The organism is Staphylococcus piscifermentans (assembly GCF_900186985.1).
Lineage (GTDB): Bacteria > Bacillota > Bacilli > Staphylococcales > Staphylococcaceae > Staphylococcus > Staphylococcus piscifermentans.
This window is the reverse complement of record NZ_LT906447.1, coordinates 2,134,598-2,158,193: the sequence shown is the minus strand read 5'-3', so window position 1 is coordinate 2,158,193 and position 23,596 is coordinate 2,134,598. Positions and strand designations below refer to the sequence as shown.

General features: G+C 35.9%; 25 protein-coding genes and 1 riboswitch. Of the genes, 22 read left to right on the top strand and 3 right to left on the bottom strand.

Annotated elements, in window-relative coordinates; all coding sequences use genetic code 11:
* Window positions 1-94: 94 nt before the first annotated feature.
* Both CKV71_RS10075 and CKV71_RS10070 read right to left on the bottom strand, forming a co-directional pair.
* Window positions 95-490 (bottom strand): DUF1398 family protein, encoded by a 396-nt coding sequence (locus tag CKV71_RS10075; RefSeq protein WP_095106407.1) that lies wholly within the window; start codon window positions 488-490, stop codon window positions 95-97.
* Window positions 491-514: 24 nt separating this feature from the next.
* Window positions 515-1,033, bottom strand: coding sequence for a GNAT family N-acetyltransferase (locus CKV71_RS10070; RefSeq protein WP_095106405.1), 519 nt, complete (start codon window positions 1,031-1,033; stop codon window positions 515-517).
* A 424-nt stretch (window positions 1,034-1,457) separates the two neighbouring features.
* Here CKV71_RS10070 and aroD point away from each other — a divergent pair, with 424 nt between their 5' ends.
* Both aroD and CKV71_RS10060 read left to right on the top strand, forming a co-directional pair.
* Window positions 1,458-2,183 (top strand): type I 3-dehydroquinate dehydratase, encoded by a 726-nt coding sequence (aroD, locus tag CKV71_RS10065; protein WP_095106403.1) that lies wholly within the window; start codon window positions 1,458-1,460, stop codon window positions 2,181-2,183.
* 72 nt (window positions 2,184-2,255) lie between these two features.
* Complete coding sequence (locus CKV71_RS10060; RefSeq protein WP_095106402.1) at window positions 2,256-2,798, top strand: nitroreductase family protein; 543 nt, start codon at window positions 2,256-2,258, stop codon at window positions 2,796-2,798.
* A gap of 55 nt (window positions 2,799-2,853) precedes the next feature.
* Here the strand turns inward: CKV71_RS10060 and CKV71_RS10055 are convergent, their stop codons facing one another.
* Complete coding sequence (locus CKV71_RS10055; protein WP_095106400.1) at window positions 2,854-3,177, bottom strand: thioredoxin family protein; 324 nt, start codon at window positions 3,175-3,177, stop codon at window positions 2,854-2,856.
* Window positions 3,178-3,318: 141 nt separating this feature from the next.
* On the opposite strand from CKV71_RS10055, the gene CKV71_RS10050 reads away from it, so the two are divergent.
* The 20 genes from CKV71_RS10050 (at window position 3,319) to CKV71_RS09955 (ending at window position 23,526) form a co-directional block, all read left to right on the top strand.
* Window positions 3,319-3,675, top strand: a complete 357-nt coding sequence (locus CKV71_RS10050) for an arsenate reductase family protein (protein WP_095106398.1) — start codon at window positions 3,319-3,321, stop codon at window positions 3,673-3,675.
* A 158-nt stretch (window positions 3,676-3,833) separates the two neighbouring features.
* Window positions 3,834-4,214, top strand: coding sequence for a glycine cleavage system protein GcvH (gene gcvH / locus CKV71_RS10045; protein WP_046100107.1), 381 nt, complete (start codon window positions 3,834-3,836; stop codon window positions 4,212-4,214).
* A gap of 284 nt (window positions 4,215-4,498) precedes the next feature.
* A complete protein-coding gene (locus tag CKV71_RS10040; RefSeq protein WP_095106397.1) occupies window positions 4,499-4,861 on the top strand; it encodes a toprim domain-containing protein in 363 nt (120 codons plus the stop codon).
* On the top strand, window positions 4,858-5,157 hold the full coding sequence (locus tag CKV71_RS10035) for a thioredoxin family protein (RefSeq protein ID WP_095106395.1): 300 nt from the start codon (window positions 4,858-4,860) through the stop codon (window positions 5,155-5,157). Before CKV71_RS10040 ends, CKV71_RS10035 begins: the two co-directional genes overlap by 4 nt.
* Window positions 5,158-5,212: 55 nt before the next feature.
* Window positions 5,213-5,317: riboswitch (SAM riboswitch) on the top strand.
* Between the two features lie 98 nt (window positions 5,318-5,415).
* Window positions 5,416-6,441, top strand: coding sequence for a methionine ABC transporter ATP-binding protein (locus CKV71_RS10030; protein WP_095106394.1), 1,026 nt, complete (start codon window positions 5,416-5,418; stop codon window positions 6,439-6,441).
* Window positions 6,434-7,129 (top strand): methionine ABC transporter permease, encoded by a 696-nt coding sequence (locus CKV71_RS10025; RefSeq protein WP_095106393.1) that lies wholly within the window; start codon window positions 6,434-6,436, stop codon window positions 7,127-7,129. Before CKV71_RS10030 ends, CKV71_RS10025 begins: the two co-directional genes overlap by 8 nt.
* A 28-nt stretch (window positions 7,130-7,157) precedes the next feature.
* Window positions 7,158-7,979, top strand: a complete 822-nt coding sequence (locus CKV71_RS10020) for a MetQ/NlpA family ABC transporter substrate-binding protein (RefSeq protein WP_095106391.1) — start codon at window positions 7,158-7,160, stop codon at window positions 7,977-7,979.
* Between the two features lie 427 nt (window positions 7,980-8,406).
* Window positions 8,407-9,165: a Fe-S cluster assembly ATPase SufC gene (gene sufC, locus CKV71_RS10015; protein WP_095106390.1), complete on the top strand. Its 759-nt coding sequence runs from the start codon at window positions 8,407-8,409 to the stop codon at window positions 9,163-9,165.
* Between the two features lie 66 nt (window positions 9,166-9,231).
* Complete coding sequence (gene sufD, locus CKV71_RS10010) at window positions 9,232-10,539, top strand: Fe-S cluster assembly protein SufD (RefSeq protein WP_095106389.1); 1,308 nt, start codon at window positions 9,232-9,234, stop codon at window positions 10,537-10,539.
* A 165-nt stretch (window positions 10,540-10,704) separates the two neighbouring features.
* Window positions 10,705-11,943, top strand: coding sequence for a cysteine desulfurase (locus CKV71_RS10005; protein WP_095106388.1), 1,239 nt, complete (start codon window positions 10,705-10,707; stop codon window positions 11,941-11,943).
* Window positions 11,933-12,403 carry a Fe-S cluster assembly sulfur transfer protein SufU gene (gene sufU, locus CKV71_RS10000; protein WP_095106386.1) on the top strand — a complete coding sequence of 157 codons (471 nt, stop codon included), beginning with the start codon at window positions 11,933-11,935 and terminating at the stop codon, window positions 12,401-12,403. The genes CKV71_RS10005 and sufU overlap by 11 nt, the downstream gene beginning before the upstream one ends.
* Window positions 12,404-12,617: 214 nt before the next feature.
* The gene (gene sufB / locus CKV71_RS09995) at window positions 12,618-14,015 is read left to right on the top strand and encodes a Fe-S cluster assembly protein SufB (protein ID WP_095106385.1); all 1,398 of its coding nucleotides are present in this window, start codon (window positions 12,618-12,620) and stop codon (window positions 14,013-14,015) included.
* Between the two features lie 208 nt (window positions 14,016-14,223).
* The gene (locus tag CKV71_RS09990; RefSeq protein WP_095106384.1) at window positions 14,224-14,874 is read left to right on the top strand and encodes a zinc-ribbon domain-containing protein; all 651 of its coding nucleotides are present in this window, start codon (window positions 14,224-14,226) and stop codon (window positions 14,872-14,874) included.
* 10 nt (window positions 14,875-14,884) lie between these two features.
* The gene (locus CKV71_RS09985) at window positions 14,885-17,515 is read left to right on the top strand and encodes an AAA family ATPase (protein WP_095106380.1); all 2,631 of its coding nucleotides are present in this window, start codon (window positions 14,885-14,887) and stop codon (window positions 17,513-17,515) included.
* 292 nt (window positions 17,516-17,807) lie between these two features.
* The gene (locus CKV71_RS09980) at window positions 17,808-18,023 is read left to right on the top strand and encodes a hypothetical protein (RefSeq protein ID WP_095106378.1); all 216 of its coding nucleotides are present in this window, start codon (window positions 17,808-17,810) and stop codon (window positions 18,021-18,023) included.
* A gap of 226 nt (window positions 18,024-18,249) precedes the next feature.
* On the top strand, window positions 18,250-19,284 hold the full coding sequence (locus CKV71_RS09975; protein WP_095106377.1) for a hemolysin family protein: 1,035 nt from the start codon (window positions 18,250-18,252) through the stop codon (window positions 19,282-19,284).
* Between the two features lie 29 nt (window positions 19,285-19,313).
* Window positions 19,314-20,390 (top strand): NAD(P)H-dependent flavin oxidoreductase, encoded by a 1,077-nt coding sequence (locus CKV71_RS09970; protein ID WP_095106376.1) that lies wholly within the window; start codon window positions 19,314-19,316, stop codon window positions 20,388-20,390.
* A gap of 116 nt (window positions 20,391-20,506) precedes the next feature.
* Window positions 20,507-21,355 carry a DUF72 domain-containing protein gene (locus tag CKV71_RS09965; protein ID WP_095107310.1) on the top strand — a complete coding sequence of 283 codons (849 nt, stop codon included), beginning with the start codon at window positions 20,507-20,509 and terminating at the stop codon, window positions 21,353-21,355.
* Window positions 21,356-21,366: 11 nt separating this feature from the next.
* On the top strand, window positions 21,367-22,191 hold the full coding sequence (locus CKV71_RS09960) for a sulfite exporter TauE/SafE family protein (RefSeq protein ID WP_095106374.1): 825 nt from the start codon (window positions 21,367-21,369) through the stop codon (window positions 22,189-22,191).
* Window positions 22,192-22,206: 15 nt separating this feature from the next.
* Window positions 22,207-23,526, top strand: coding sequence for a bifunctional metallophosphatase/5'-nucleotidase (locus tag CKV71_RS09955; protein ID WP_095106373.1), 1,320 nt, complete (start codon window positions 22,207-22,209; stop codon window positions 23,524-23,526).
* The last annotated feature ends 70 nt before the right edge of the window (window positions 23,527-23,596 follow it).

Below are 23,596 nucleotides of genomic sequence, written 5' to 3'. Positions count from 1 at the left end.
TTAATTACAACTTACTTTACTTAGTCAATTCGGTACACGGGAATGTGCCGAATTTTTTATTAGACAGTCATTCTAATGGATAACACAGTACGAGTTAATTAGCAGGAATTTCAGTAATTAACACGACGTTGCCTAGGGTATCAAAATAGGCGGCTTCGAAGTTAAGTACGTCAACTAACCAATGACTGATGCCTGTAGCAGCAGCCCGGTTACAAAATTCTTTAAAGGTAAATTCCCCAGCTCGCGCTCCTTGCAGAACTTCAGTAAAGGTCTTTTTATCTGCATAGTGTGGAAAAAGAACAGACGTAGCATCTTCTTGAATATAGATTTCGTCTCCTTCTTCATCTGTGAATATATATAGTCCATTTTTTAAATGATAAGTATACTTTACAACTCCGCATTCTTTAAACTTCTTTAAAGTATTCGGGAAATCAGCAGTAGATGTTTCGTTCTTCAATGCTAGTTTTAAATTAAATTTTGTGAACTCCATATTTTCCCTCTTTTCACTATTAAGTTAATGATTCACTTTTGCAGTATTTTCAATAGGATAGATAAGCCAATGCTCATCTATATAGTGATTATTATATTTACGTGAATTCGTTTCAAAACCAACTTTCGAAAATCCATATTCACTATAAAAGACCATAGCCCCAATATTATTAGAAGCAACAGGTGCTAAAATCTTTTCGATATTCATTTTATGACAGAAATCCACAACGGAATCAAGTAAGTGTTCATCCAGATGATCAATATCTTTTACATACATATTCTCAATGATACTTTTATGTTTAGTGCCGACAATAATAGGGTGGAATAAAGTCAGTGCACCTACTAAAACATCATCTAAAAAGACGCCGAAGAGATATTGTATTGTGTTATTTTCATCAAGCAGGTGTGCGAAATATTCTTCAGAGATTGTATTTTCGTCATAAATGGCCCAAGTATAAATATTTTTCTTATCTTGGGCTGCCTCTCTAAACAAGTTATATACATTTTTCAAATCATCTGGTCTCAATAAACGGATTTCTTTCATTTTTCACACTCCAAATTTCAAAATCGGATGAAATTATTTATTGTTTTAAGGCAATAGAATAACATCAAATAGTTAATTTTAATATTATAATAGGGCTATAAACAAATCAATGACAAATTCATGTACTTTTCAAAAAAGTTAAAAAGTTAAAAGATGCTATATTTGTTGTATGTATAAGCATAGAGAGAACTGTGTTTCTGGGATTGTTAAATATACAAACCATTTAATAAATTTGATATAATAAATTGCATATGTATTTGAAAGAGGTTACAACTATGGAATGGCTAGGATTTCTAATACCTACATTAGTATTGTTGATTGCAGTATTTTTCTTTATACTTATTATCTTTTTGGATAAATAGTATTGAAAGAAGTAAGGGGAAATTGAATAATAAGTGCGATGATTGAAAGTGAGGTATGTAGTATGAGTAAGGTGGATGTAGCAGTTACAATCGCTCCCTATGAGGGAAAAGATGAACAATTGAAAAGCGACTTGATAAGAGAAAAGGAAAATATTGATATCATTGAGCTGCGTATTGATCAACGCGAATCATTGGATTTCAAAGAATTAGAAAAGCTATTGAAAGATTTAAAGAATATCGATATAAAGGCTAAGGTTTTAGTAACTTATCGCACTGCAGTACAAGGTGGTAAAGGAAGTAAAAACGGCAAAGACTATTATGAATTTTTGCAAGACCTTATTCAAATTGAAGGATACAATATGATTGACATCGAGTGGGAGGAAACGCAAACTGACACATTGCTGCAATTAATTGCACAAGCGCAAGCAGCTGGATTAGAAGTCGTTTTATCGCAGCATGATTTCGAGCAGACACCTAATTTGGAAGCGTTAAAATTCACTTATTTTAAAATGAATAAATTGGGTGCAGATATATTGAAAATAGCAGTGATGCCAAAAGAAAGACAAGATGTCTTAAACTTATTAGAAGCACTTGCTACTTCTGCAGAAAGTGTACAAGCCAAATCGGTCGGTATTGCTATGTCTCATCTTGGATTGGTCTCTAGAACAGCGCAAGGCGTCTTCGGAGGAGCTATCTCATATGGATGTTTAGGTGAACCGCAAGCGCCTGGACAAATTCACGTACGCAAATTAAAAGAACTTTTGAATTTATACGAAATAAACAAATAATTTGAATAAAAACATTCGACAATCTATACTATAAATGATAATGATTATCGTTAGATGAAAGGGAGTTAGACTGTGGAATTAAAAGATGCAATTACTTCAAGACGTAGTGTTAAAATATTTGACCATGATATGCAAATAGATGATGAAGCATTGTATGAAGCGCTCAAACTTTCTACAGATGCACCTAATCATGGTATGAGGGAGCCTTGGAGAATTGTGCATGTTTCCAAAGAACGATTGGGAGATATGAGTCGATCAGTTTCTCGCTTTGCTTTTAGAAACGAACCTGAGAAACAACAAAGTCATTTTGACGCCGTAACCAAACTCGGCGGATTATTAGTGATGATTGTCAAAAGAGATCCAAGACAAAAAGAAAATCTTGAAAATCATTTAGCGTTCGGAACTTATGCACAAAATCTGATGCTCTTATTGTATGAAGCGGGCATTGGTACATGTTGGAAATCTCCGGAATATATTTTCTCACCAAAAGTAAGAAAGGTATTAGGAGTCCAAGATGACGAAGATTTAGTTGGATTTTTATATTTAACGGATTTAGAAGGTAAAATACCTCCTAAAAAACCGCGTCATACAGAAAACTTTATTTCGGAATATTAATTGAAAACGGTCTGTGATTTACTTAGAAATCACAGACCATTTTTGTTGTTTGTAATTACTTGTTGAATGTTTCACTTAAGAAAGATTCCACTTGTTCAGGGGATTTAGCATTTGCGGAATGTAAGTGTGCAAGTTTATCTCCATATTGGAAAACAAGCAGACTTGGAATTCCCATTACTTCATTTTCTTGAGCAACTTCTTCTAATTCGTCTCGGTTAACTGAATACCATTTATAATCATCGTATTTTTTAACGATTGGGTCAATCCACATGTCCATAGCTTTGCAATCAGGACACCAACCTGCTTCGAATTTAACGATTACAGGTTGTTCGCTTTGGATCACTTTATCAAATTCTTCACGTGTTTTTATAGCTTCCATTATTAAGTCTCTCCTTTAAAATTGCTTATACGCTTATTATAACTAATGATTTGCGAATCTAAAAAAATTTCAACCTATAAATTAAAGCGTTTTAATTGATAATTTGGTATATTATAAACAAAGTTAAAGGAGGTCAATAAATTGATTAGATTTTATCAGTATCAAAATTGTACAACATGCAAGAAAGCAGCTAAATTTCTAGATGAATACGGTGTAAGTTACGAACCGATTGACATTGTAGAGCTTAATCCCAATAAAAGAGAGTTGCAAGACATGATTGATAAGACCGGTGTCGAAATTGACAAATTATTCAATAAGCGCGGAGGTAAATACCGTGAATTAGGCCTGAAAGACCGTTTAGATGATTTATCAGACGATGAAAAGCTAGATTTATTGGCTTCAGACGGTATGTTAGTGAAACGTCCGTTAGCAATTTCAGGCGACAAAATAACGCTTGGATTCAATGAAAAAGAATACAAAGAAAAATGGGTAAACTAATTCGGCTGTAGTCCGTACTTGCATTCTTTTTAAGAGCTCGAATAATTAAATTAACCAAAAAAATTTAAAACATAAAAGATGTCTATAAATAGTTGAATGAAAAGGTTTCATATGGCATCATTAAAGAGTATTCATTTATATTATAGGAGGGGATTCGTGTGGCAGTGCCAGAGGAATTGAAATATTCAAAAGAACATGAATGGGTTAAAGTTGAAGGCGATACAGTAACTATCGGTATTACTGAATACGCACAAGGTGAACTTGGCGACATCGTATTCGTTGAGTTACCAGAAACAGAAGATGATATTGAAGAGGGCGAATCTTTCGGTAGCGTAGAATCAGTTAAAACTGTATCTGAATTATATGCACCTGTTTCAGGCTCTGTAGTTGAAATTAATGAAGAATTAGAAGACAGCCCTGAATTCGTTAATGAATCACCATACGAAAAAGCATGGATGGTGAAAGTGAAATTAAATGATGAAAGTCAATTAGATGACTTATTATCAGCAGATCAATATAAAGAAATGATTGGTGAATAATTTATATTGAAAAAGGCAACTCCAGGATACTTTGTATTTTGGGGTTATTTTTTTCGCGGAAATGGATATAACTAACTATATTAGTAAAGTGCAGTTACTTAACAGTGAAGTACATAATACATTTGTTTCAAAACAAGTTTCATGCAAAGCGACAAGTTTCTGCGTTACTATAGAACTATAAGTTTGATTAGCAAAATTTAATATTATTACGTATTTCTTAACTTAAGCACCACGTTTGCAAGTATTATGCAATGATATCACGAGAGTATTGGAGTGTAGTGAATATGGCATTGTTAGATAAAGTAATCGTTGTTGAAGGTAAGACAGATAAAAAGCGTGTTCAAGAGGTGATGAACGAACCGGTCCAAATCATTTGTACACACGGCACAATGGGGATTGATAAATTAGATGATATGATTGAATCCCTGTATGAACGACCAGTCTATATCCTCGTGGATGCAGATAAAGAAGGACAACGCATCCGCCAATGGTTTAAACATTATCTTTCAGAAAGCGAGCATATCTTTGTGGACAAAACCTATTGTGAAGTAGCTCGCTGTCCAAGACCTTACCTTGCTAGAGTGCTTAGAAAATATGGATTTAACGTAAAAGATGAAGCTCCTGTGAAAGGATTAGTTTATAGATGAGTACAAGCAAGACAACAAGAACAGATATTACCCAAAATTTTGATAAAGACAAACATCTGATATTTGGTTATACGCCAATGTGCGGAACATGTAAAATTTCCGAAAGAATGCTGGATATTGCTAATGATATACTGCAATTGCCAGTCGTCAAAGCGGATTTGAACTTTCATGCGGATTTCAGCGAGCAGTACGAAATCCAATCTGTTCCGGTAGTAATATTGATGTCTAAAGATCAAGAAATAAAGCGAATTTACGCATTTCAATCTGTTCCATATTTATTAGAAAATTTAAAATAGTTATTGACTATCACAGAGTGAAGTGGTAGGATAAGTATCAATTAAATAGTGTTATCTCTTATCAAGAGAGGTGGAGGGATGTGCCCTGCGAAACCCGGCAACCGTCTTATTAGAAATGGTGCCAATTCACAAAAAGTTGAACTGCTTTTGAAGATGAGAGAAAGAAATTTTAAATTGCTTTCTCTTTATCGCTTGAAGCGACGATAAGAGAGAGCATTTTTTAATGTGGTAATGTAAGCAAGGAAAGGGGAGTATAGGGTGATTCAACTCAAACAAATCGTCAAACGGTATAAGACGAAACATCAAGATGTACTAGCTGTCGATCATGTCGATTTAGATGTAGCAGAGGGTACGATTTACGGCGTTATCGGGTTTTCAGGCGCTGGTAAAAGTACGCTTGTCAGAATCTTAAATTATTTAGAAGAACCAACTTCAGGTGAAGTGATTATAGACGGAGAAGAATTGGGCAAGCTTTCTAAGTCACAATTAAGAAAGAAACGTCAAAAAGTCAGCATGATATTCCAGCATTTCAACCTATTATGGTCTAGAACAGTGTTGGATAACATTACGTTTCCATTGGAAATTGCAGGTGTAAAACGTAGCAAAGCTGTAGCCAGAGCCAAAGAATTAATTAATTTGGTAGGTTTAAGCGGACGTGAAAAGGCCTATCCTTCTGAATTATCTGGAGGACAAAAACAAAGAGTCGGTATTGCGCGTGCATTAGCGAATGATCCAAAAGTCTTATTATGTGATGAAGCAACAAGTGCATTGGATCCGCAAACAACGGATGAAATTTTAGAACTACTTTTAAAAATTAGAAAAGAAGAAGATTTAACGATTGTTATCATTACGCATGAGATGAACGTTATACGTCAAATCTGCGATGAAGTTGCAGTAATGGAAAATGGACGTGTAATCGAGCGCGGTAATGTGAAAGAAGTGTTTGAGAATCCACAGCATCAAGTCACTAAACGTTTTGTAAAAGAAGGCTTAAATGACGAGTTCGACGAATCTATTGAAGAATTGATTCCGGCAGCGGAAGATGGTTATATTCTCAGATTTAACTTTGCTGGAGAAGAAACAACTGAACCTATCGTATCTTATATCACACAGCAATATGATTTAAATGTCAACATCTTAGAAGCAAATATCCGGCATGCTAAAAATGGTCCGATTGGTTTCTTGATTGTACATATTGCAGGATTGAAAACTGAATATTTCGATGAGTTCAAAAATGAATTGGAAAAACGTAGTGTGAACGTGGAGGTGGTACGTCATGGATAAGTCATTCAGCGATATACTTCAAGAAATGATTACAATGCCGAACGTTCAATGGGATCAAGTATGGCAAGCTTCAATCGAAACACTTTATATGACGGCAATTTCTACAGTATTTGCATTTATTATTGGTTTAATTTTAGGAGTACTCTTATTTTTAACTGCTAAAAGCAAATCACCTGTAGCTAAAGTGTTTTACCAAATTGTTTCATTTATTGTTAACTTGTTCAGAGCGATTCCATTCATCATTTTAATCTTATTATTAATTCCGTTTACAAGTTTGATTTTAGGAACTATCAGTGGACCAACAGGTGCATTGCCGGCATTAGTAATCGGTGCAGCGCCATTCTATGCACGTTTAGTAGAAATTGCGTTCAAAGAGATTAATAAAGGTGTGATTGAAGCGGCACGTTCTATGGGAGCAGATACTTGGACAATTATCAGAAAAGTGTTGATACCAGAAGCACGTCCAGCTTTGATTTCAGGCATCACAGTGACAGCAATCGCTTTAGTAGGGTCTACAGCAGTTGCTGGTGTAATCGGTGCAGGAGGTCTAGGAAACTTGGCCTACTTAACAGGGTTTACTAGAAACCAAAATGATGTCATTTTAGTTTCAACTATTCTTATTTTAGTATTCGTGTTCATCATCCAATACGTGGGTGACTGGGCTACTAATAAAATAGACAAACGTTAATATTGAATTTAAAAAAGGGGTAAAGCAAATGAAAAAAATTATTAGTATTTTAGCAGTTTTAGTGTTAACAGCAGCTCTGGCAGCTTGCGGCAACAAAGACAAATCAGGCGGAGATTCAAAAACAATTACAGTAGGCGCATCTCCTGCACCGCATGCTGAAATTTTAGAAAAAGCTAAACCGATCTTGAAAAAAGAAGGTTATGACTTAAAAATCAAAACAATCAATGACTATACTACACCGAATAAATTGGTAGATAATGGCGAATTAGATGCTAACTTCTTCCAACATACACCTTACTTAAACACTGAGAAGAAAAGCAAAGGTTACAAACTTGTATCAGTAGGTAACGTACACTTAGAACCAATGGCTGTTTACTCTAAAAAATATAAAAGCTTAAAAGATCTTCCAAAAGGCGCAACAGTTTATGTTTCTAATAACCCTGCTGAAGAAGGACGTTTCTTGAAATTCTTCGTAGATGACGGCTTAATCAAGTTGAAAAAAGGTGTTAAAATTCAAGATGCTAAATTCAGCGATATCGTAGAAAACAAAAAAGACATCAAATTCAATAACAAACAATCAGCAGAATACTTACCAAAAATCTATCAAAACCAAGACGTTGATGCAGCGATTATCAACTCTAACTTTGCAATCGAACAACATTTAAGTCCTAAAAAAGACTCAATTGCACTTGAAAAACCAGAAGGTAACCCATATGCAAACTTAGTTGCTGTTAAAGATGGCGACCAAAATGAGAAAAAAATCAAAGCTTTAATCAAAGCATTGCAATCTAAAGAAATCAAAGATTACATCAATAAAAAATATGATGGTGCTGTGATTCCAGCTGAATAAGCATACAGATATTAACCCTCTAGCCGAACAAGGTTAGAGGGTTTTTGTTTGTCTGAAATCAGTAAAAAAGGGCGGAAAAAGGGCGGCTTGAAATAGTTTTGATTATTCATGATATAGAAGGATCGTTTTTAATTCACTTAAATTTGTCAACATTATTATTGTGACAGAAATATTGGTAATGATAATGTGATGCTAGAAAATGAGAATCAACAAGAATTTTTTTAGTGAATTAAATCACGAAATTGTATTAATTTAATAGTGATTCCTAGATTAGAATTCTTTTAATTTAGGTGCTCAAAAGGTTTATTAAAGGGTTCAATTGCGTTATAATTTATAAATGTATCAATGTAGTGCTATTTTGACTACAGATTAAAATTATTATAAACTAGTATATGAAATACTATTTATGTTTACGGAGGGACTTTTAATGCCATCAACATTGGAGATTAAAGACTTACACGTGTCTATTGAGGATAAAGAAATCTTAAAAGGCGTTAATTTAACAATTAACACTGGAGAAATTCATGCAGTTATGGGACCAAACGGAACTGGTAAATCTACATTATCAGCAGCTATCATGGGTCACCCTGCATACACTGTTACTCAAGGTGAAGTATTACTTGACGGTGTAAATGTTTTAGAATTAGAAGTAGATGAACGTGCTAAAGCAGGTTTATTCTTAGCAATGCAATATCCATCAGAAATTACTGGTGTAACGAATGCAGACTTCATGCGTTCAGCTATTAATGCGAAACGTGAAGAAGGTAAAGAAATCAACTTAATGCAATTCATTAAGAAATTAGATAAAGAGATGGAATTCTTGGATATGGATCCAAACATGGCACAACGTTACCTTAACGAAGGATTCTCTGGCGGTGAGAAAAAACGTAACGAAATTTTACAACTTATGATGTTGCAACCTAAATTTGCAATCCTTGATGAAATCGACTCTGGTTTAGACATCGACGCATTGAAAGTTGTATCTAAAGGTATCAACGAAATGCGCGGCGATGACTTCGGTTCATTAATTATTACGCACTACCAACGCTTATTAAACTACATCACTCCAGACTTCGTACACGTTATGTACAACGGTAAAATCGTGAAAACAGGCGGAGAAGAATTAGCACAACGTCTTGAAAGCGAAGGTTACGAATGGGTTAAAGAAGAATTCAGTGAAGCATAAGTTTTATGCACATTGATAATGACAACAGATTAAATGTTATAAGTATCGTTAGGAGGAAATGAAGTTATGACGACTGAAACTTTGAACATTTCTGAAGCAGAACTTGTTGAATATTCACAAGCCCACAATGAACCTTCTTGGATGACAGATTTACGTAAAGAAGCATTGAAACTTACTGAAACTTTGGAAATGCCAAAACCAGATAAAACAAAAATCGATAAATGGGATTTCGACTCATTTAAACAATTAGAAACAACTTCTGATAAATATAAAGACATTAAAGATGTACCAGATTCAATTGAAAAAGTAATTGATGTGGAAAAATCAGAAAACTTGATTATCCAACACAACAACACATTAGCTTTTTCCCGTGTGTCTGAATCAGCACAAAAAGACGGCGTAATTATTGAAGGCTTAGCAGATGCCTTAATTAACCACGGTGACTTAGTTCAAAAATACTTGATGCAAGATGCAGTAACTGTAGACGAACACCGTTTAACTGCATTGCACACAGCATTAATCAATGGCGGCGTATTTGTTTACGTACCTAAAAATGTTGTAGTAGAACATCCAATTCAATATGTAGTATTGCATGACGATGAAAATGCTAGTTTCTTCAACCACGTGATTATTGCTACTGAACAAAGTGCAGAAGTCACTTACGTTGAAAACTATCTTTCAGATGTCAGCGGTGAAGGTAATCAACTTAACATTGTCTCTGAAGTAATTGCAGGAGCAAATTCTACTATTACTTATGGTGCAGTTGATTACTTAGATAAAGGCTTTACTGGTCATATTATTCGTCGCGGTATTACTGAAGCAGATGCTTCAATCAACTGGGCGCTCGGCTTAATGAATGAAGGCGACCAAATTATTGATAATACTACAAACTTGATTGGCGATCGTTCTACAAGTGAATTGAAATCAGTAGCTGTAGGTACAGGAAGCCAAAAAGCAAACGTGACTTCTAAAATCGTTCAATATGGTGTTGAAACTGACGGCTACATTTTAAAACATGGTGTGGTTGAAGACAGCGCAACAATTATCTTTAATGGTATTGGTTACATCAAACACGGTGGTTCTAAATCAGTTGCGAACCAAGAATCTCGTGTCTTAATGCTTTCTGAAAAAGCACGCGGTGATGCGAACCCAATTCTATTAATTGATGAAGATGATGTTGAAGCAGGTCACGCAGCTTCAATCGGCCGTGTCGATGAAGAACAACTTTACTACTTGATGAGTCGCGGAATTTCTAAACACGAAGCGGAACGTTTAGTTATTCACGGATTCTTAGATCCAGTAGTAAGAGAATTACCAATTGAAGATGTTAAACGTCAATTAAGAGAAGTTATTGAATTAAAAGTAGCAAAATAAGAGAGATAAGCTAGGCAGGAGAGAATGAGAAAAGGGGTTGTTTCAGCCTTCTTGTCTGTACTCTTCTTCAACACGAAGATTTCCCAGAAAGCAATTCATTGAAATCCTGTCAGCTACTATTTTGCACGACAAGTGATTATTAATGAAGAAAGGTCTGAGGATAAAGTGGCCGATACACTCAATGTTAATGAAATTATAGAAGATTTTCCGATTTTAAAAGAGCAAGTAAACGGCAAACGCTTGGCTTATTTAGATACAACGGCAACAAGTCAGAAGCCACTTCAAGTCATTGAAGCAATTGACGATTATTATAAACGCTATAATTCCAATGTTCACCGCGGTGTGCACACACTCGGTTCTTTAGCAACAGACGGATACGAAGGTGCACGTGAAACAGTAAGACGTTTTATTAATGCACGTTACTTCGAAGAAATCATTTTCACACGAGGTACTACAGCTTCTATTAACCTAGTGGCACGCAGTTACGGTGATGCGAACATTTCAGAAGGCGACGAAATCGTGGTAACTGAAATGGAACATCACGCAAACATTGTACCTTGGCAAGAATTGGCACATCGTAAAAATGCGACATTAAAATTCATACCGATGACTGAAACGGGTGAATTGAATATTGAAGATGTCAAAGCGACAATTAATGATAAAACAAAAATTGTAGCAGTAGCGCATGTTTCGAACGTGCTAGGAACAATTAACGATGTCAAAGAAATAGCGAAAGTTGCTCATGAACATGGGGCGATTATCAGCGTAGACGGTGCGCAATCTGCACCGCATATGAAACTGGATATGCAAGATTTAGACGTAGACTTCTACAGCTTCAGCGGCCATAAGATGTTAGGTCCGACTGGCATTGGCGTCCTATATGGTAAACGTGATTTGTTGAAGAATATGGAACCGATTGAATATGGCGGCGACATGATTGATTTTGTAGGCAAATACGATGCGACTTGGACAGATTTACCAGTTAAATTCGAAGCGGGGACACCGTTAATTGCACAAGCAATCGGTTTAGCAGAAGCTATCAAATATCTTGAGAATATTGGTTTTGATGCTATTCATGCGCATGAAAAAGAATTAACTGAATATGCATATGAACAAATGTCTCAAGTTGAAGACTTAGAAATTTACGGGCCTCCGAAAGACAGACGTGCGGGCGTAATTACTTTCAACATTAAAGATATTCATCCGCATGATGTTGCAACAGCACTAGATACTGAAGGTGTTGCGGTACGAGCAGGTCACCACTGTGCACAACCGCTTATGAAATGGTTGGGCCAATCTTCAACAGCGAGAGCAAGTTTCTATATCTATAATACGAAAGAAGACATTGATCAACTTGTATATGCTTTGAAACAAACGAAGGAGTTTTTCTCATATGAATTTTAATAATTTAGATCAGTTGTATAGATCTGTAATTATGGACCATTATAAAAACCCTAGAAACAAAGGCAAATTGGATAACGGCTCTCTTACTGTTGATATGAACAACCCAACTTGCGGAGACCGTATTCATCTTACTTTCGATATTGAAGACGGCGTTATTCAAGATGCAAAATTTGATGGAGAAGGCTGTTCAATCTCTATGTCTAGTGCTTCTATGATGACTGAAGCTGTAAAAGGACACTCATTAAAAGAAGCGCTAGAAATGAGTCAAGAATTCTCTAAAATGATGCTCGGCGAAGATTATGAATTAACAGAAGATATGGGCGATATTGAAGCACTTCATGGTGTCTCTCAATTCCCAGCTCGTATCAAATGTGCAACACTTGCATGGAAAGCTTTAGAAAAAGGGACTGTAGAACGTGAAGGTAAAGCAGATCCCAATTCTAGCGAAGATGCAAATTAAGTCAGTATATAACGGGTAAAATATAAACAACCGGTTTATAAGGTTTCGAATAAATCGGTTAAATGATAAGCTAGTAACACCGAGTATTATCTTAGAGCAGATAATACGATAGCAGATAAGACAACTTATCGTAAATCAACAAGATGCTCTATTAAATTGAAAGATTGTCACGTGTGAATTATATCGTGTTGATTATATAAAAGGAGTGATTGAAATGGCTAAACAAGCACCTGATGTTGGGGATTACAAATATGGTTTCCACGACGAAGATGTTTCCATTTTCAGATCAGAACGCGGATTAACAGAAAATATCGTAACTGAAATTTCTAAAATGAAAGAAGAACCTCAATGGATGTTAGACTTCCGTCTAAAAGCCTTGAAGTTATTCTATAAAATGCCGATGCCACAATGGGGCGGCGACTTGTCAGAATTAAACTTTGACGACATCACTTATTATGTTAAACCTTCAGAACATGCAGAACGTTCTTGGGATGAAGTACCTGAAGAAATCAAACGTACTTTCGACCGTTTAGGTATCCCTGAAGCAGAACAAAAATACCTTGCTGGTGTTTCTGCGCAATATGAATCTGAAGTCGTTTATCAAAATATGGAACAAGAATTAGAAGAAAAAGGTGTAATCTTTAAAGACACTGACTCTGCATTGAGAGAACATGAAGATTTATTCAAAGAATATTTCGCATCAGTTATTCCTGCAAGCGATAACAAATTCGCTGCATTGAACTCAGCAGTTTGGTCAGGTGGTTCATTCATCTATGTACCGAAAAACGTTAAATTAGATACACCATTACAAGCTTACTTCCGTATTAACTCAGAAAATATGGGACAATTCGAGCGTACGTTGATTATTGCTGATGAAGGAGCGTCTGTAAACTATGTTGAAGGTTGTACAGCTCCTGTTTATACAACAAACTCTCTACACTCAGCTGTAGTTGAAATCTTCGTACACAAAGATGCTCATGTGCGTTATACTACAATTCAAAACTGGGCTAATAACGTTTATAACTTGGTTACTAAACGTACAATGGTTCATGAGAACGGTAATATGGAATGGGTTGACGGTAACTTAGGTTCTAAATTGACAATGAAATACCCTAACTGTGTATTAGCAGGTGAAGGTGCTAAAGGTAGCACACTTTCAATTGCACTAGCAGGTAAAGGTCAAGTACAAGATGCTGGCGCTAAAATGATTCACCTAGCACCTAACACATCTTCTACTATCGTTTCTAAATCAATTTCTAAAGATGGCGGTAAAGTTGTTTATCGCGGTATTGTTAAATTCGGTCGCAAAGCCAAAGGCGCACGTGCGAACATCGAATGTGATACGTTAATCTTAGATAACAAATCAACTTCAGATACTATTCCTTATAATGAAATCATGAATGATGACATTTCATTAGAACACGAAGCTAAAGTATCTAAAGTATCAGAAGAACAACTCTTCTACTTGATGAGTCGTGGTATTTCAGAAGAAGAAGCTACTGAAATGATCGTAATGGGCTTCATCGAACCATTTACTAAAGAATTACCAATGGAATATGCAGTAGAAATGAACCGCTTGATTAAATTCGAAATGGAAGGTTCTATCGGCTAATTTCTTATTGGTATGAAAGTTGAATAGATTTTAATGGCTATAGGCAACGCTTGTACTTTCGAGTATAGGCGTTGCTTTTTTATGTTTGAGAATAAGTGAACATGACTATAAAATAGTCCAGTTCAATTAAATTTAATTATTTTATAGTCTACTATTTTGTCGTGCCATATTGTAGAATATAGTTAAAATATATAGGGAGGCAGGCAATATGAAATGTTCGAAATGCGGTACTGTTGTTGAAGACGGATCAAAATTTTGTCCCAACTGCGGCAGTCCTATAGAATCTACAAACCAAGAACCGCAATTTGGTGCGCAGTCAACGCCATCATTCGGAGCGCAAGAAACACCTACTTTTGGCGCAGAGTCATCCACAAGTGCTGACGAAACTAAGCAGCAAAGTGAAAAATCAGCATCTAATACTGAAAAGACGGAATTTGGAGCAAACGCTGAAAGAGAGAAAGCAAAGACAAATTTAACAAGCAATGCAAAAGGCATAGTCTCGCGCATTTTAAAACTGCAACCTCAAGATTTTTGGATTAAATATTATATTATTTCTTTTATCTTTGCATTATTAAGCTATTTGGCAAGTTCATTTGGAGGGTTACAGTATTTATTTATTATCCTCAACTTTATCCTTTATCCGATAACAGAATCTATCTTACAAGAAGGCACTAAAATGTTAGGAATCAATTATATAGGTAACGCGTTAATCACCAATGCAGAAACGCCTGGGATTTTAGTAGTGATTATTTTAGTTATCAAGTTTATCTATAAAATGTTTATATGGTCGTTTTCTTGGATTGTTGGTCCATTAGGCGCTATATATATGAATCATCTTGGTAAAAAGATGGGATTGTAGGAGTGAAAAAATGAAAAGACCAATTACAGTCGGACATGGTTTTGGTAAAACAAAATCTCATGAACTTGTAAATAAAGCAGTGAGCGGCGATATTATTGTTTTTACACCTTCTGATAAGCCGTATTTGATAGAAGATGGATTAACTATACCTTCAGGAGTGGAAATGACGTTTAGAAGTAATAGCAAACCTGAAGATACGGTACTTAAATGTCCTTTTACGATAGAAGGACAAGTATTATTTGAAAATATGACAATTGATTTAGGCAAAAAAGGACAATTATATCTAAAGAACCAAAGTAATGTTATTTTTAGAAATGTCATCATAAAAAGTGACTCAGAAGAATATAATCCTGTATACTGTGAAAATTCTAATGTGGACTTTCACAGCGTAACATTAGTAGGAGATGAAAGTTCAACGCAAATTACTATAGCTGATAAATCTAAAGCGAAAATAGAGCGTTGCTTAATAAATAAATTCTATATTGAAGGAGAATCACATGTTGAGCTGACTGACACAAAAATTACCAATAGATTGGTAATTGACTACGATGCATTGTTGGATGTCGAAAATATATATCTTGAAAATGATGAAGATGGTATTCCTTTAATTGTAGGTGAGGGCGTGTTTCTTACAATTAAGAATCTCTATTTTTTAGGGAAAACCAAACAAACCATCGATCTTGATAATACGAGGCATGCATATATAACACGTATTTTTGCAAATAACGATGTGGAAATTTATGTGAAGGGCGATACATATATCAACAACGATATAGAAATTAACGATAATGTAGAACTTAATTATATTAGAAAGAATAGTGAAGATAAAAAGGAAAGCGTACAGCAACTGGAAAAATCACCATTTGGAGATATTCCTTTTGATTCTGAAACTGAATTAGATCCCAACTTTTTCGGAGATGATGTAGATGATTCGATAATTGGTATTGATGATTCAATTATCGAGAATACTGAAAAAGTTACCGAAACAATGCCGGTTGTGAATGAGTTGAAATATCCGCAGTTAGCTGAAAAATCTCTTGATGACTTGAACGCTTTAATCGGCTTGGAATCAGTTAAAAAAACAGTGAAGATGTTTATTGATAATGTGAAAATCAATAAAATGAAGAAAGAGAATGGCTTGCATTATGATAACATTTCACTGCATTCAGTATTTTTAGGTAACCCAGGTACTGGTAAAACAACTGTAGCAAGATTGCTTGGTAAGGTGCTGTATTATAACGGTGTCATAAAATCAGACAACTTTATAGAAGTTTCTAGAAATCAATTGGTGAGTTCTTATGTCGGAAGAACAGCTGAACAAACACAAGAAATATTAGAAAAAGCAAAGGGCGGCATTCTCTTTATAGATGAAGCATATTCACTTTATAATGATAGTTCGAATAATCCGGGACAGGAAGCGTTAGATACCATTCTTAAATTCATGGAAGATTATCGCGATGAAATTATGATTATCTTTGCGGGTTATACAGACGAAATGTATAATTTCTTTAACATGAACCCAGGTTTGCAGTCTCGTGTACAGCATAAATTCTTCTTTGAAGATTATGATGAGAACGAAATGGCAGAAATCGGAGAATCTATTTTAAATCACCAAGGTCTTGAATATAACCAAGAATTATATCGAAAACAATTATTGAAAGCCTTGCGACAATCCAATGATAATAGTAATGCACGTTGGGTGCGTAACTTCAATGAAAAATTAATCATGAATCAAAATTCGAGATTAGCTCAAACTGCGGAGGTTAATCCTGAAGCACTGAAATGTATTACGGATGAAGATATTTTACAAATGTCTGCTAATGATACACAAACAGAAAGTTTAGATGATTTATTGAACCAACTTAATCAACTTGTTGGCTTAGATAATGTTAAAACATTTGTGAAGAAATTGATCAATGAAGTCAAAGCGAATAAATTATTTGAAGAAAAAGGAATGGTCTTAGATAAACCGACGTATCATATGGTTTTCACAGGCCCTCCTGGTACAGGCAAAACAACTATCGCACGTTTAATCGCTAAGATTTTTTACAATTTAGATATTCTAGCAGAAGACAAAGTAGTTGAGGTAGATAGACAAAACTTAGTCGGCGCTTACATTGGGCACACTGAAAGGAATACTGCTAAAGCTGTCGGCCAAGCTATGGGTGGCGTGTTATTCGTAGATGAAGCTTATCAACTGGCTTCTGGAAGTGAAAATGATTTCGGACATTTAGCGGTAGAAACCTTAATTACTTCATTAGAAAATTACAGAGATAAATTTATTGCTATCTTTGCCGGCTATACAAAGGATATGGAAAGATTCCTAGATGAGAATGAGGGCCTCAAATCGCGTATTCCGTTCACTATAGAATTTCCAGCTTTTACACCAGCTGAGGTGGCCGAAATAGTTTTACGCAGTCTAAATAAAGATTGGTCATTTGATGAAGCATTTCTACTGCAAGCCGTCAGCACTAAGTATGCCAATCTTAGTACAGATCAAAAAGCAAATGGCAGATGGGCACGTAACACCGTTCAAAAACTGTTGGCAAATCACAAAACGTATATTGTTGAGCATGTAGATGACATTTCTGATATTACACATATAGAAAATGAAACAATTTTGAATACATTAAATGAATAAACATTTAAACAGTATTGGGGCCGAACATTTTGGAGTTTCGGCCCCTTTAATTTTGAGAAAGTGTCTAGAAAGGGTGTAATCTAGACACAAGATTCAGAGAAGTGTATAGAAAATCCCGTAATCTTCATACCCGATATCTTCATAGTTTTTAATAGAAAGACGTTGCCGGAGTAGTACATTATCTTGTCTCATCTCTCTGCTCCCTCTGGTTTCTATTTTAAAAAATGCACTGCTTGTGGTATATATATAATAAGTTTATGAATATAACCTTGGACGAATGAGGGATTTAACTATGAAAAATAATGAAACTTTATTGAAAGTATTGACCATTATCTTTATTGTTTTAACGTTAGTCAGTCCATTGTTTGCAATTGGCAGTATCATTTGCAGTGTGAAATTGAAAAAGTATGATGAAGTTAATGGCAATCGGTATTTAACTGCTTCCATTGTCGCTGCAGTTATTTTTATGATAATACATTTTGTGTATTATCTGACATATTTCTTTTAAACGCTCGAAAATTCAGTGTGTATCTTGAATTTCCGAGCTTTTTTGTGCATTGGAGGTGTTTTCATAGCATTTCAACTCTTCAAGTTTTTCTTTTCAAAAATAAAAAGTAATGTACAATAATAATTAATATTTAATTCTGTGTATTTCTGTACGGTTTACGGAGCTGTGCTTAGGAGAATTTATATTTTAAATACAGTGCATCTGTTTAGAAGGAGTGTCTGCCATCATGATGATTGCAATTATAGTATTGATATTTGTGTCGTTCTTCTTTTCTGGAAGTGAAACGGCATTAACTGCAGCGAATAAGGTGAAGCTGAAGACGGAAAGCAGGAATGGGGATCCGAGAGCGAAGAAGTTAGTGAAGCTCTTGGATAAACCGCGCGAGTTTATCACAACGATATTGATTGCGAATAATAGTGCGAATATTGTCTTGCCTACGTTGGTAACGATTTATGCTGTGAATCATGGTTGGAATGTCGGGGTAGCCTCCGCAATTATCACGGTAGTAGTTATTATTGTGTCTGAAGTGATTCCGAAATCGGTCGCAGCCACTTATCCTGATGCAATTTCACGACTGGTTTATCCGGTAATCCATTTGTTTGTAGTAATATTATCGCCGATTACTAAGGTGTTGAATGCGTTAACTGGCTTGATCAATAAGATGTTAGCAAATGACCGCTTCCAAGCTCAAAAGATGTCTAAAGAAGAGGTCCGCACAATGGTTGCGATTGCGGGAACTCAGGGAGCTTTCAATGAAAATGAGCGCAATCGTTTGCAAAGTGTAATGGAGTTTGACCAATTGAAAGTCAATGATGTGGATACGACACCACGTGTGAATGTAACGGCATTTTCTATTGATACGCCTTACGATGAAGTATATGAAATTATTATGTCGCATCCTTATACGCGTTATCCGGTTTATGATGAGGACATTGATGATGTTATAGGTGTCTTTCATTCGAAATATTTACTTATTTGGAGTCGTCATCATGACAAATCGTTGCGTGACTTTATCTCAGAACCTTTATTTGTGAATGAGCATAACAAGGCGGAGTGGGTGATGCGCAAGATGATTGCTTCGCGTAAACATATCGCCATTGTTTTAGATGAGTATGGCGGTACAGACGCCATTATTACAATGGAAGATTTGATTGAACAATTGCTAGGTTTAGATATTGAAGATGAAATGGATCAACGCGAGCAAAATATGGTGGAACAACGATTGAAAAATAAAAATAAACAAATTAAAAGTAAACGTTAAAATGACTTTGATATAGGAGAGATAAAAAAATGTGGTCAGATACTAAAGTCAGTGAACAGTTAGGTATTAGATATCCCATTATTCAAGCGGGAATGGCGGGAAATACGACGCCTGAATTGGTCGCGCATGTCAGTGAAAGTGGCGGTTTAGGAACGATTGGAGCAGGTTATTTCAGTTTAGAGCGACTTGCTGCAGAAATCGATGCGGTGAAAGAATTGACTTCGCAACCTTTTGCAGTCAATCTTTTTGTACCTAATCAACAAAGAATGCTCCCAGCACAAGTGGATTTAATGAATGCTTGGTTGAGCCCTTATCGACGTGCACTGAATTTAGAGGAGCCTGTTATTAATTTATCTCAAACGCAATTATTAGAAGCACAAATTGATCTTTTAATTGAAAAAGAAGTACCTGTAGCCAGTTTTACCTTCGGCATACCAGATGAAAAGCTGATTCGTAAAATGCATGAGCATCATATTATAGTGATGGGTACTGCAACCTCTATAGCTGAGGCTGCAGCGAATGAAATAGCTGGTATGGATATGATTGTGGTTCAAGGCAGTGAAGCTGGAGGACATCGTGGTTCGTTCATTAAAGAAAAGGGCGAGTATCCGATGATTGGAAGTATCTCGTTGATACCTCAAACAGCAGATGCGGTATCTGTCCCCGTTATAGCAGCTGGCGGCATTATGGAAGGTCGCGGAGTACTGGCGAGTTTGGTTTTAGGTGCTTCAGGCGTTCAGATGGGAACAGCTTTCTTAACCTCTCAAGAAAGCGGTGCGGATATTGCTTATAAACAAGCTATATTGAACAGTACGGACACCTCGACAGTGTTAACCAATGCGTTTAGTGGTAAAATGGCACGTGGTATCCGTAACGATTTTATCAATTATTTGTCTGAATTTAATGGAGAAGTACCAGGTTATCCGATTCAAAATCAATTGACTTCGGGCATCAGAAAGGCTTCTACAGCTCAGCATAATGATAAACTCATGTCATTATGGAGCGGACAGACACCGAAGCTTGCGACGAGCCGGAGTGCAAGTGATATTATTGCAATAATTGTTCAACAAATTGAAGGCATGACTCAGAATGGAATTCATCGATAAATGACGAAGAAGGTGCTGTAGCTCTATCCAGCATCTTTTTTTATAGATAAAGTTAAGATAAGAGGAGTTAAAGAGTTCTGCTGAGAAAATATGATAAAATGAAGCTGGTGATAATTATGATAAATATTGGACTGACAGGATGGGGCGATCATGACTCGCTCTATACTGATTTAAGTCGCAAAACAGATAAATTAAAGACTTATGCGAGTCATTTTCCAGTAGTAGAATTAGACGCTTCGTATTATGCCATTCAACCAGAGCGCAACATACGTAAGTGGATTAAAGAGACGCCAGAACGTTTCGAGTTTGTGGTGAAGATTCATCAAGCTTTGACTTTGCATGCAGATTATAAAGATTTTTCAGAGACCAGAGATGAATTATTTGCACAGTTTCGTTTGATGCTTGAACCGCTGATTGAAGCGAATAAATTAGCAATGGTTCTAGTGCAATTTCCGCCATGGTTCGATTGTAAGACCCAAAATATCAACTATATTCGTTATGTCCGTGAACAGTTGAAGGACATCCCTGTTTGTATTGAATTCCGTAATCAGACGTGGTTTGAGGAAGGTATGAAAGAAAATACACTACAATTTTTGACTGAACAGCATTTGATACATGCTATTGTAGATGAACCGCAAGTAGGGGAAGGTTCTGCGCCGATGATTAATCGTATCACTACAGATACAGCATTTGTACGTTACCATGGGCGCAACAGACATGGCTGGACCAAACAGGATATGACAGATGAAGCTTGGCGAGATGTACGTTATCTGTATGATTATTCAACAGCTGAATTGGAAAATTTAGCAGATCAGATTCGTATTATTCAACATAAAGCTAACAAAATCTATGTCATTTTCAATAATAATTCAGGCGGCCATGCAGCTGGAAATGCGAAAGAACTTCAACAGATTCTGGGTATTGATTATGAAGGCTTAGCGCCGCAACAACTTAAATTATTTTAGGAAGTGGTCAAATGTTGAGTATTTTATTACTCATTCTTATCGGTGCATTATCTGCCATCTTAGGCTCGATTGTAGGTATTGGCGGAGGCATTATTATCGTACCGACTTTAGTGTACTTAGGTGTAGAACATCACCTGCTTCATGGAATTACACCGCAAATTGCTATCGGTACTTCTTCGATTATTTTGATTGTGACTGGTTTAACATCGACATTAGGGTATATGAAATCCAAACAAGTGGATATTAAAAATGGTTATATCTTTTTGTTTGGTTTATTGCCAGGGTCGTTAATCGGTTCGATTATCAGCCGGTATTTAACGTTAGATTCATTTAACTTATATTTTGGTATTTTTTTAATCATTGTATCTATTATTCTGATGGTACGTTACTATATTAAACCTATTAGTTTGTTTGAAAAAAAGAAATACGAACGTACATACATTGCAAGTGACGGAACAACTTACCATTATCATGTGCCACCCGTGTTTGCCTTTTGTACTACTTTTTGTATTGGCATTTTGACTGGCTTATTCGGTATTGGGGGAGGCGCTTTAATGACGCCGTTAATGCTCATTGTCTTTAGATTTCCGCCGCATGTGGCAGTCGGCACCAGCATGATGATGATTTTCTTCTCGAGTGTAATGAGTTCAATTGGTCATATCTTTCAAGGTCATGTCGCTTGGCATTATGCGCTTATATTAGTCATTTCAAGTTATTTCGGAGCTAAATTAGGTGTTAAAGTCAATCAATCTATTCAATCTAATACAGTTGTAGTATTACTCCGCACAGTAATGCTGCTGATGGGTATTTATTTAATCATAAAATCAATTCTTTAAGGGGGACACTTAAGTATGGAGTTAACGATTTATCATACGAATGATATTCATAGCCATCTGCATGACTATGAAAGAATTGCCGCGTATATGTCTCAGCATAGACCTCAATTAAACCACCCGTCTCTCTATATCGATATCGGTGACCATGTAGATTTATCAGCCCCGGTTACAGAAGCCACACATGGTCAAAAGAATGTGCAATTGCTGAATGCAGCACATTGCAATATTGCAACGATTGGTAATAACGAAGGAATGACGATTTCACACGATGATTTAAATGCGTTATACGAAGATGCAGATTTCAGTGTGACTTGCAGCAACGTGTTTGATGAAGAGGGCAACTTGCCGCATCATATGACTTCAAGCCATATAGAGACCATTGAAGAGACACGTATTTTATTTGTAGCTGCTACTGCTCCGTTCACTCCTTTTTATCGTGCATTAGATTGGGTAGTAACCGATCCTATGGCAGCAATTAAAGATGAAATTGCGAAACAAGAAGGCCAATATGATGTGTTGATTGTGATGAGCCATTGCGGTATTTTCTTTGATCGCAAGTTATGTGAAGCACTGCCAGAAATTGATGTCATCTTCGGTAGCCATACACATCATTATTTTGAACATGGCGAAATGAAGAATGGTGTTTTAATGGCAGCGGCTGGAAAGTATGGGCACTATTTAGGAGAAGTCAATTTAAGTATTGAAAACAACCAAGTTGTGCATAAGGAAGCAGAATTACTGCCGATTGATACTTTACCTGAAGTTGAAACCCATTTTGCTGAAGAAGGAAAAGCTTTAATGAGCGATCCTGTTGTTGATCATCCAGTGGACTTGCCGAGACGCACTGATGTTATCACTAAAACGTCATATCTGCTTGCACAAAGTGTATATGAATTTACACATGCAGACTGTACAATAATTAATGCAGGACTAATCGTAAAAGGGATTGAGGGGTCTGAGGTAACTGAATTTGATGTACATCAAATGTTGCCGCACCCTATTAATGCAGTCCGAATTAAAATTTCAGGCAAAGATTTGAAAACTGTGATTTTAACAGCTGAGGAACAAAGTTATATGCATGAACATGCGCAAGGCTTAGGATTTAGAGGAGATATTTTCGGAGGATATATCTTGTATAATATGGGCTACATCGAATCTGAATCACGTTTCTTTGTGCAAGGTAAAGAAATAGAAGACGACCATATTTATACACTTGGTACCATAGACATGTATACTTTCGGACGTTATTTCCCTATTTTTAAAGATCTACCAACCGAATATCTGATGCCAGAATTTTTACGGGACATTTTTAAAAAGAAATTATTAGAACTGTGAAATTATGAGTTATAGCGTTTTCATTTTCTTATAATTTGTTATAATAAGGTGAAGATGAGTACACAGGAGG

Coding starts and splice junctions, on each gene's coding strand:
- CKV71_RS10070 (WP_095106405.1), bottom strand. CDS start 1,033: ATGAAAGAAATCCGTTTATTGAGACCAGATGATTTGAAAAATGTATAT.
- CKV71_RS10035 (WP_095106395.1), top strand. CDS start 4,858: ATGAGTACAAGCAAGACAACAAGAACAGATATTACCCAAAATTTTGAT.
- CKV71_RS10075 (WP_095106407.1), bottom strand. CDS start 490: ATGGAGTTCACAAAATTTAATTTAAAACTAGCATTGAAGAACGAAACA.
- CKV71_RS09990 (WP_095106384.1), top strand. CDS start 14,224: ATGAAATGTTCGAAATGCGGTACTGTTGTTGAAGACGGATCAAAATTT.
- sufU (WP_095106386.1), top strand. CDS start 11,933: ATGAATTTTAATAATTTAGATCAGTTGTATAGATCTGTAATTATGGAC.
- CKV71_RS10040 (WP_095106397.1), top strand. CDS start 4,499: ATGGCATTGTTAGATAAAGTAATCGTTGTTGAAGGTAAGACAGATAAA.
- sufB (WP_095106385.1), top strand. CDS start 12,618: ATGGCTAAACAAGCACCTGATGTTGGGGATTACAAATATGGTTTCCAC.
- CKV71_RS10055 (WP_095106400.1), bottom strand. CDS start 3,177: ATGGAAGCTATAAAAACACGTGAAGAATTTGATAAAGTGATCCAAAGC.
- CKV71_RS09970 (WP_095106376.1), top strand. CDS start 19,314: ATGTGGTCAGATACTAAAGTCAGTGAACAGTTAGGTATTAGATATCCC.
- CKV71_RS10025 (WP_095106393.1), top strand. CDS start 6,434: ATGGATAAGTCATTCAGCGATATACTTCAAGAAATGATTACAATGCCG.
- sufC (WP_095106390.1), top strand. CDS start 8,407: ATGCCATCAACATTGGAGATTAAAGACTTACACGTGTCTATTGAGGAT.
- CKV71_RS09965 (WP_095107310.1), top strand. CDS start 20,507: ATGATAAATATTGGACTGACAGGATGGGGCGATCATGACTCGCTCTAT.
- sufD (WP_095106389.1), top strand. CDS start 9,232: ATGACGACTGAAACTTTGAACATTTCTGAAGCAGAACTTGTTGAATAT.
- CKV71_RS09980 (WP_095106378.1), top strand. CDS start 17,808: ATGAAAAATAATGAAACTTTATTGAAAGTATTGACCATTATCTTTATT.
- CKV71_RS09960 (WP_095106374.1), top strand. CDS start 21,367: ATGTTGAGTATTTTATTACTCATTCTTATCGGTGCATTATCTGCCATC.
- CKV71_RS09985 (WP_095106380.1), top strand. CDS start 14,885: ATGAAAAGACCAATTACAGTCGGACATGGTTTTGGTAAAACAAAATCT.
- aroD (WP_095106403.1), top strand. CDS start 1,458: ATGAGTAAGGTGGATGTAGCAGTTACAATCGCTCCCTATGAGGGAAAA.
- CKV71_RS09955 (WP_095106373.1), top strand. CDS start 22,207: ATGGAGTTAACGATTTATCATACGAATGATATTCATAGCCATCTGCAT.
- CKV71_RS09975 (WP_095106377.1), top strand. CDS start 18,250: ATGATGATTGCAATTATAGTATTGATATTTGTGTCGTTCTTCTTTTCT.
- CKV71_RS10020 (WP_095106391.1), top strand. CDS start 7,158: ATGAAAAAAATTATTAGTATTTTAGCAGTTTTAGTGTTAACAGCAGCT.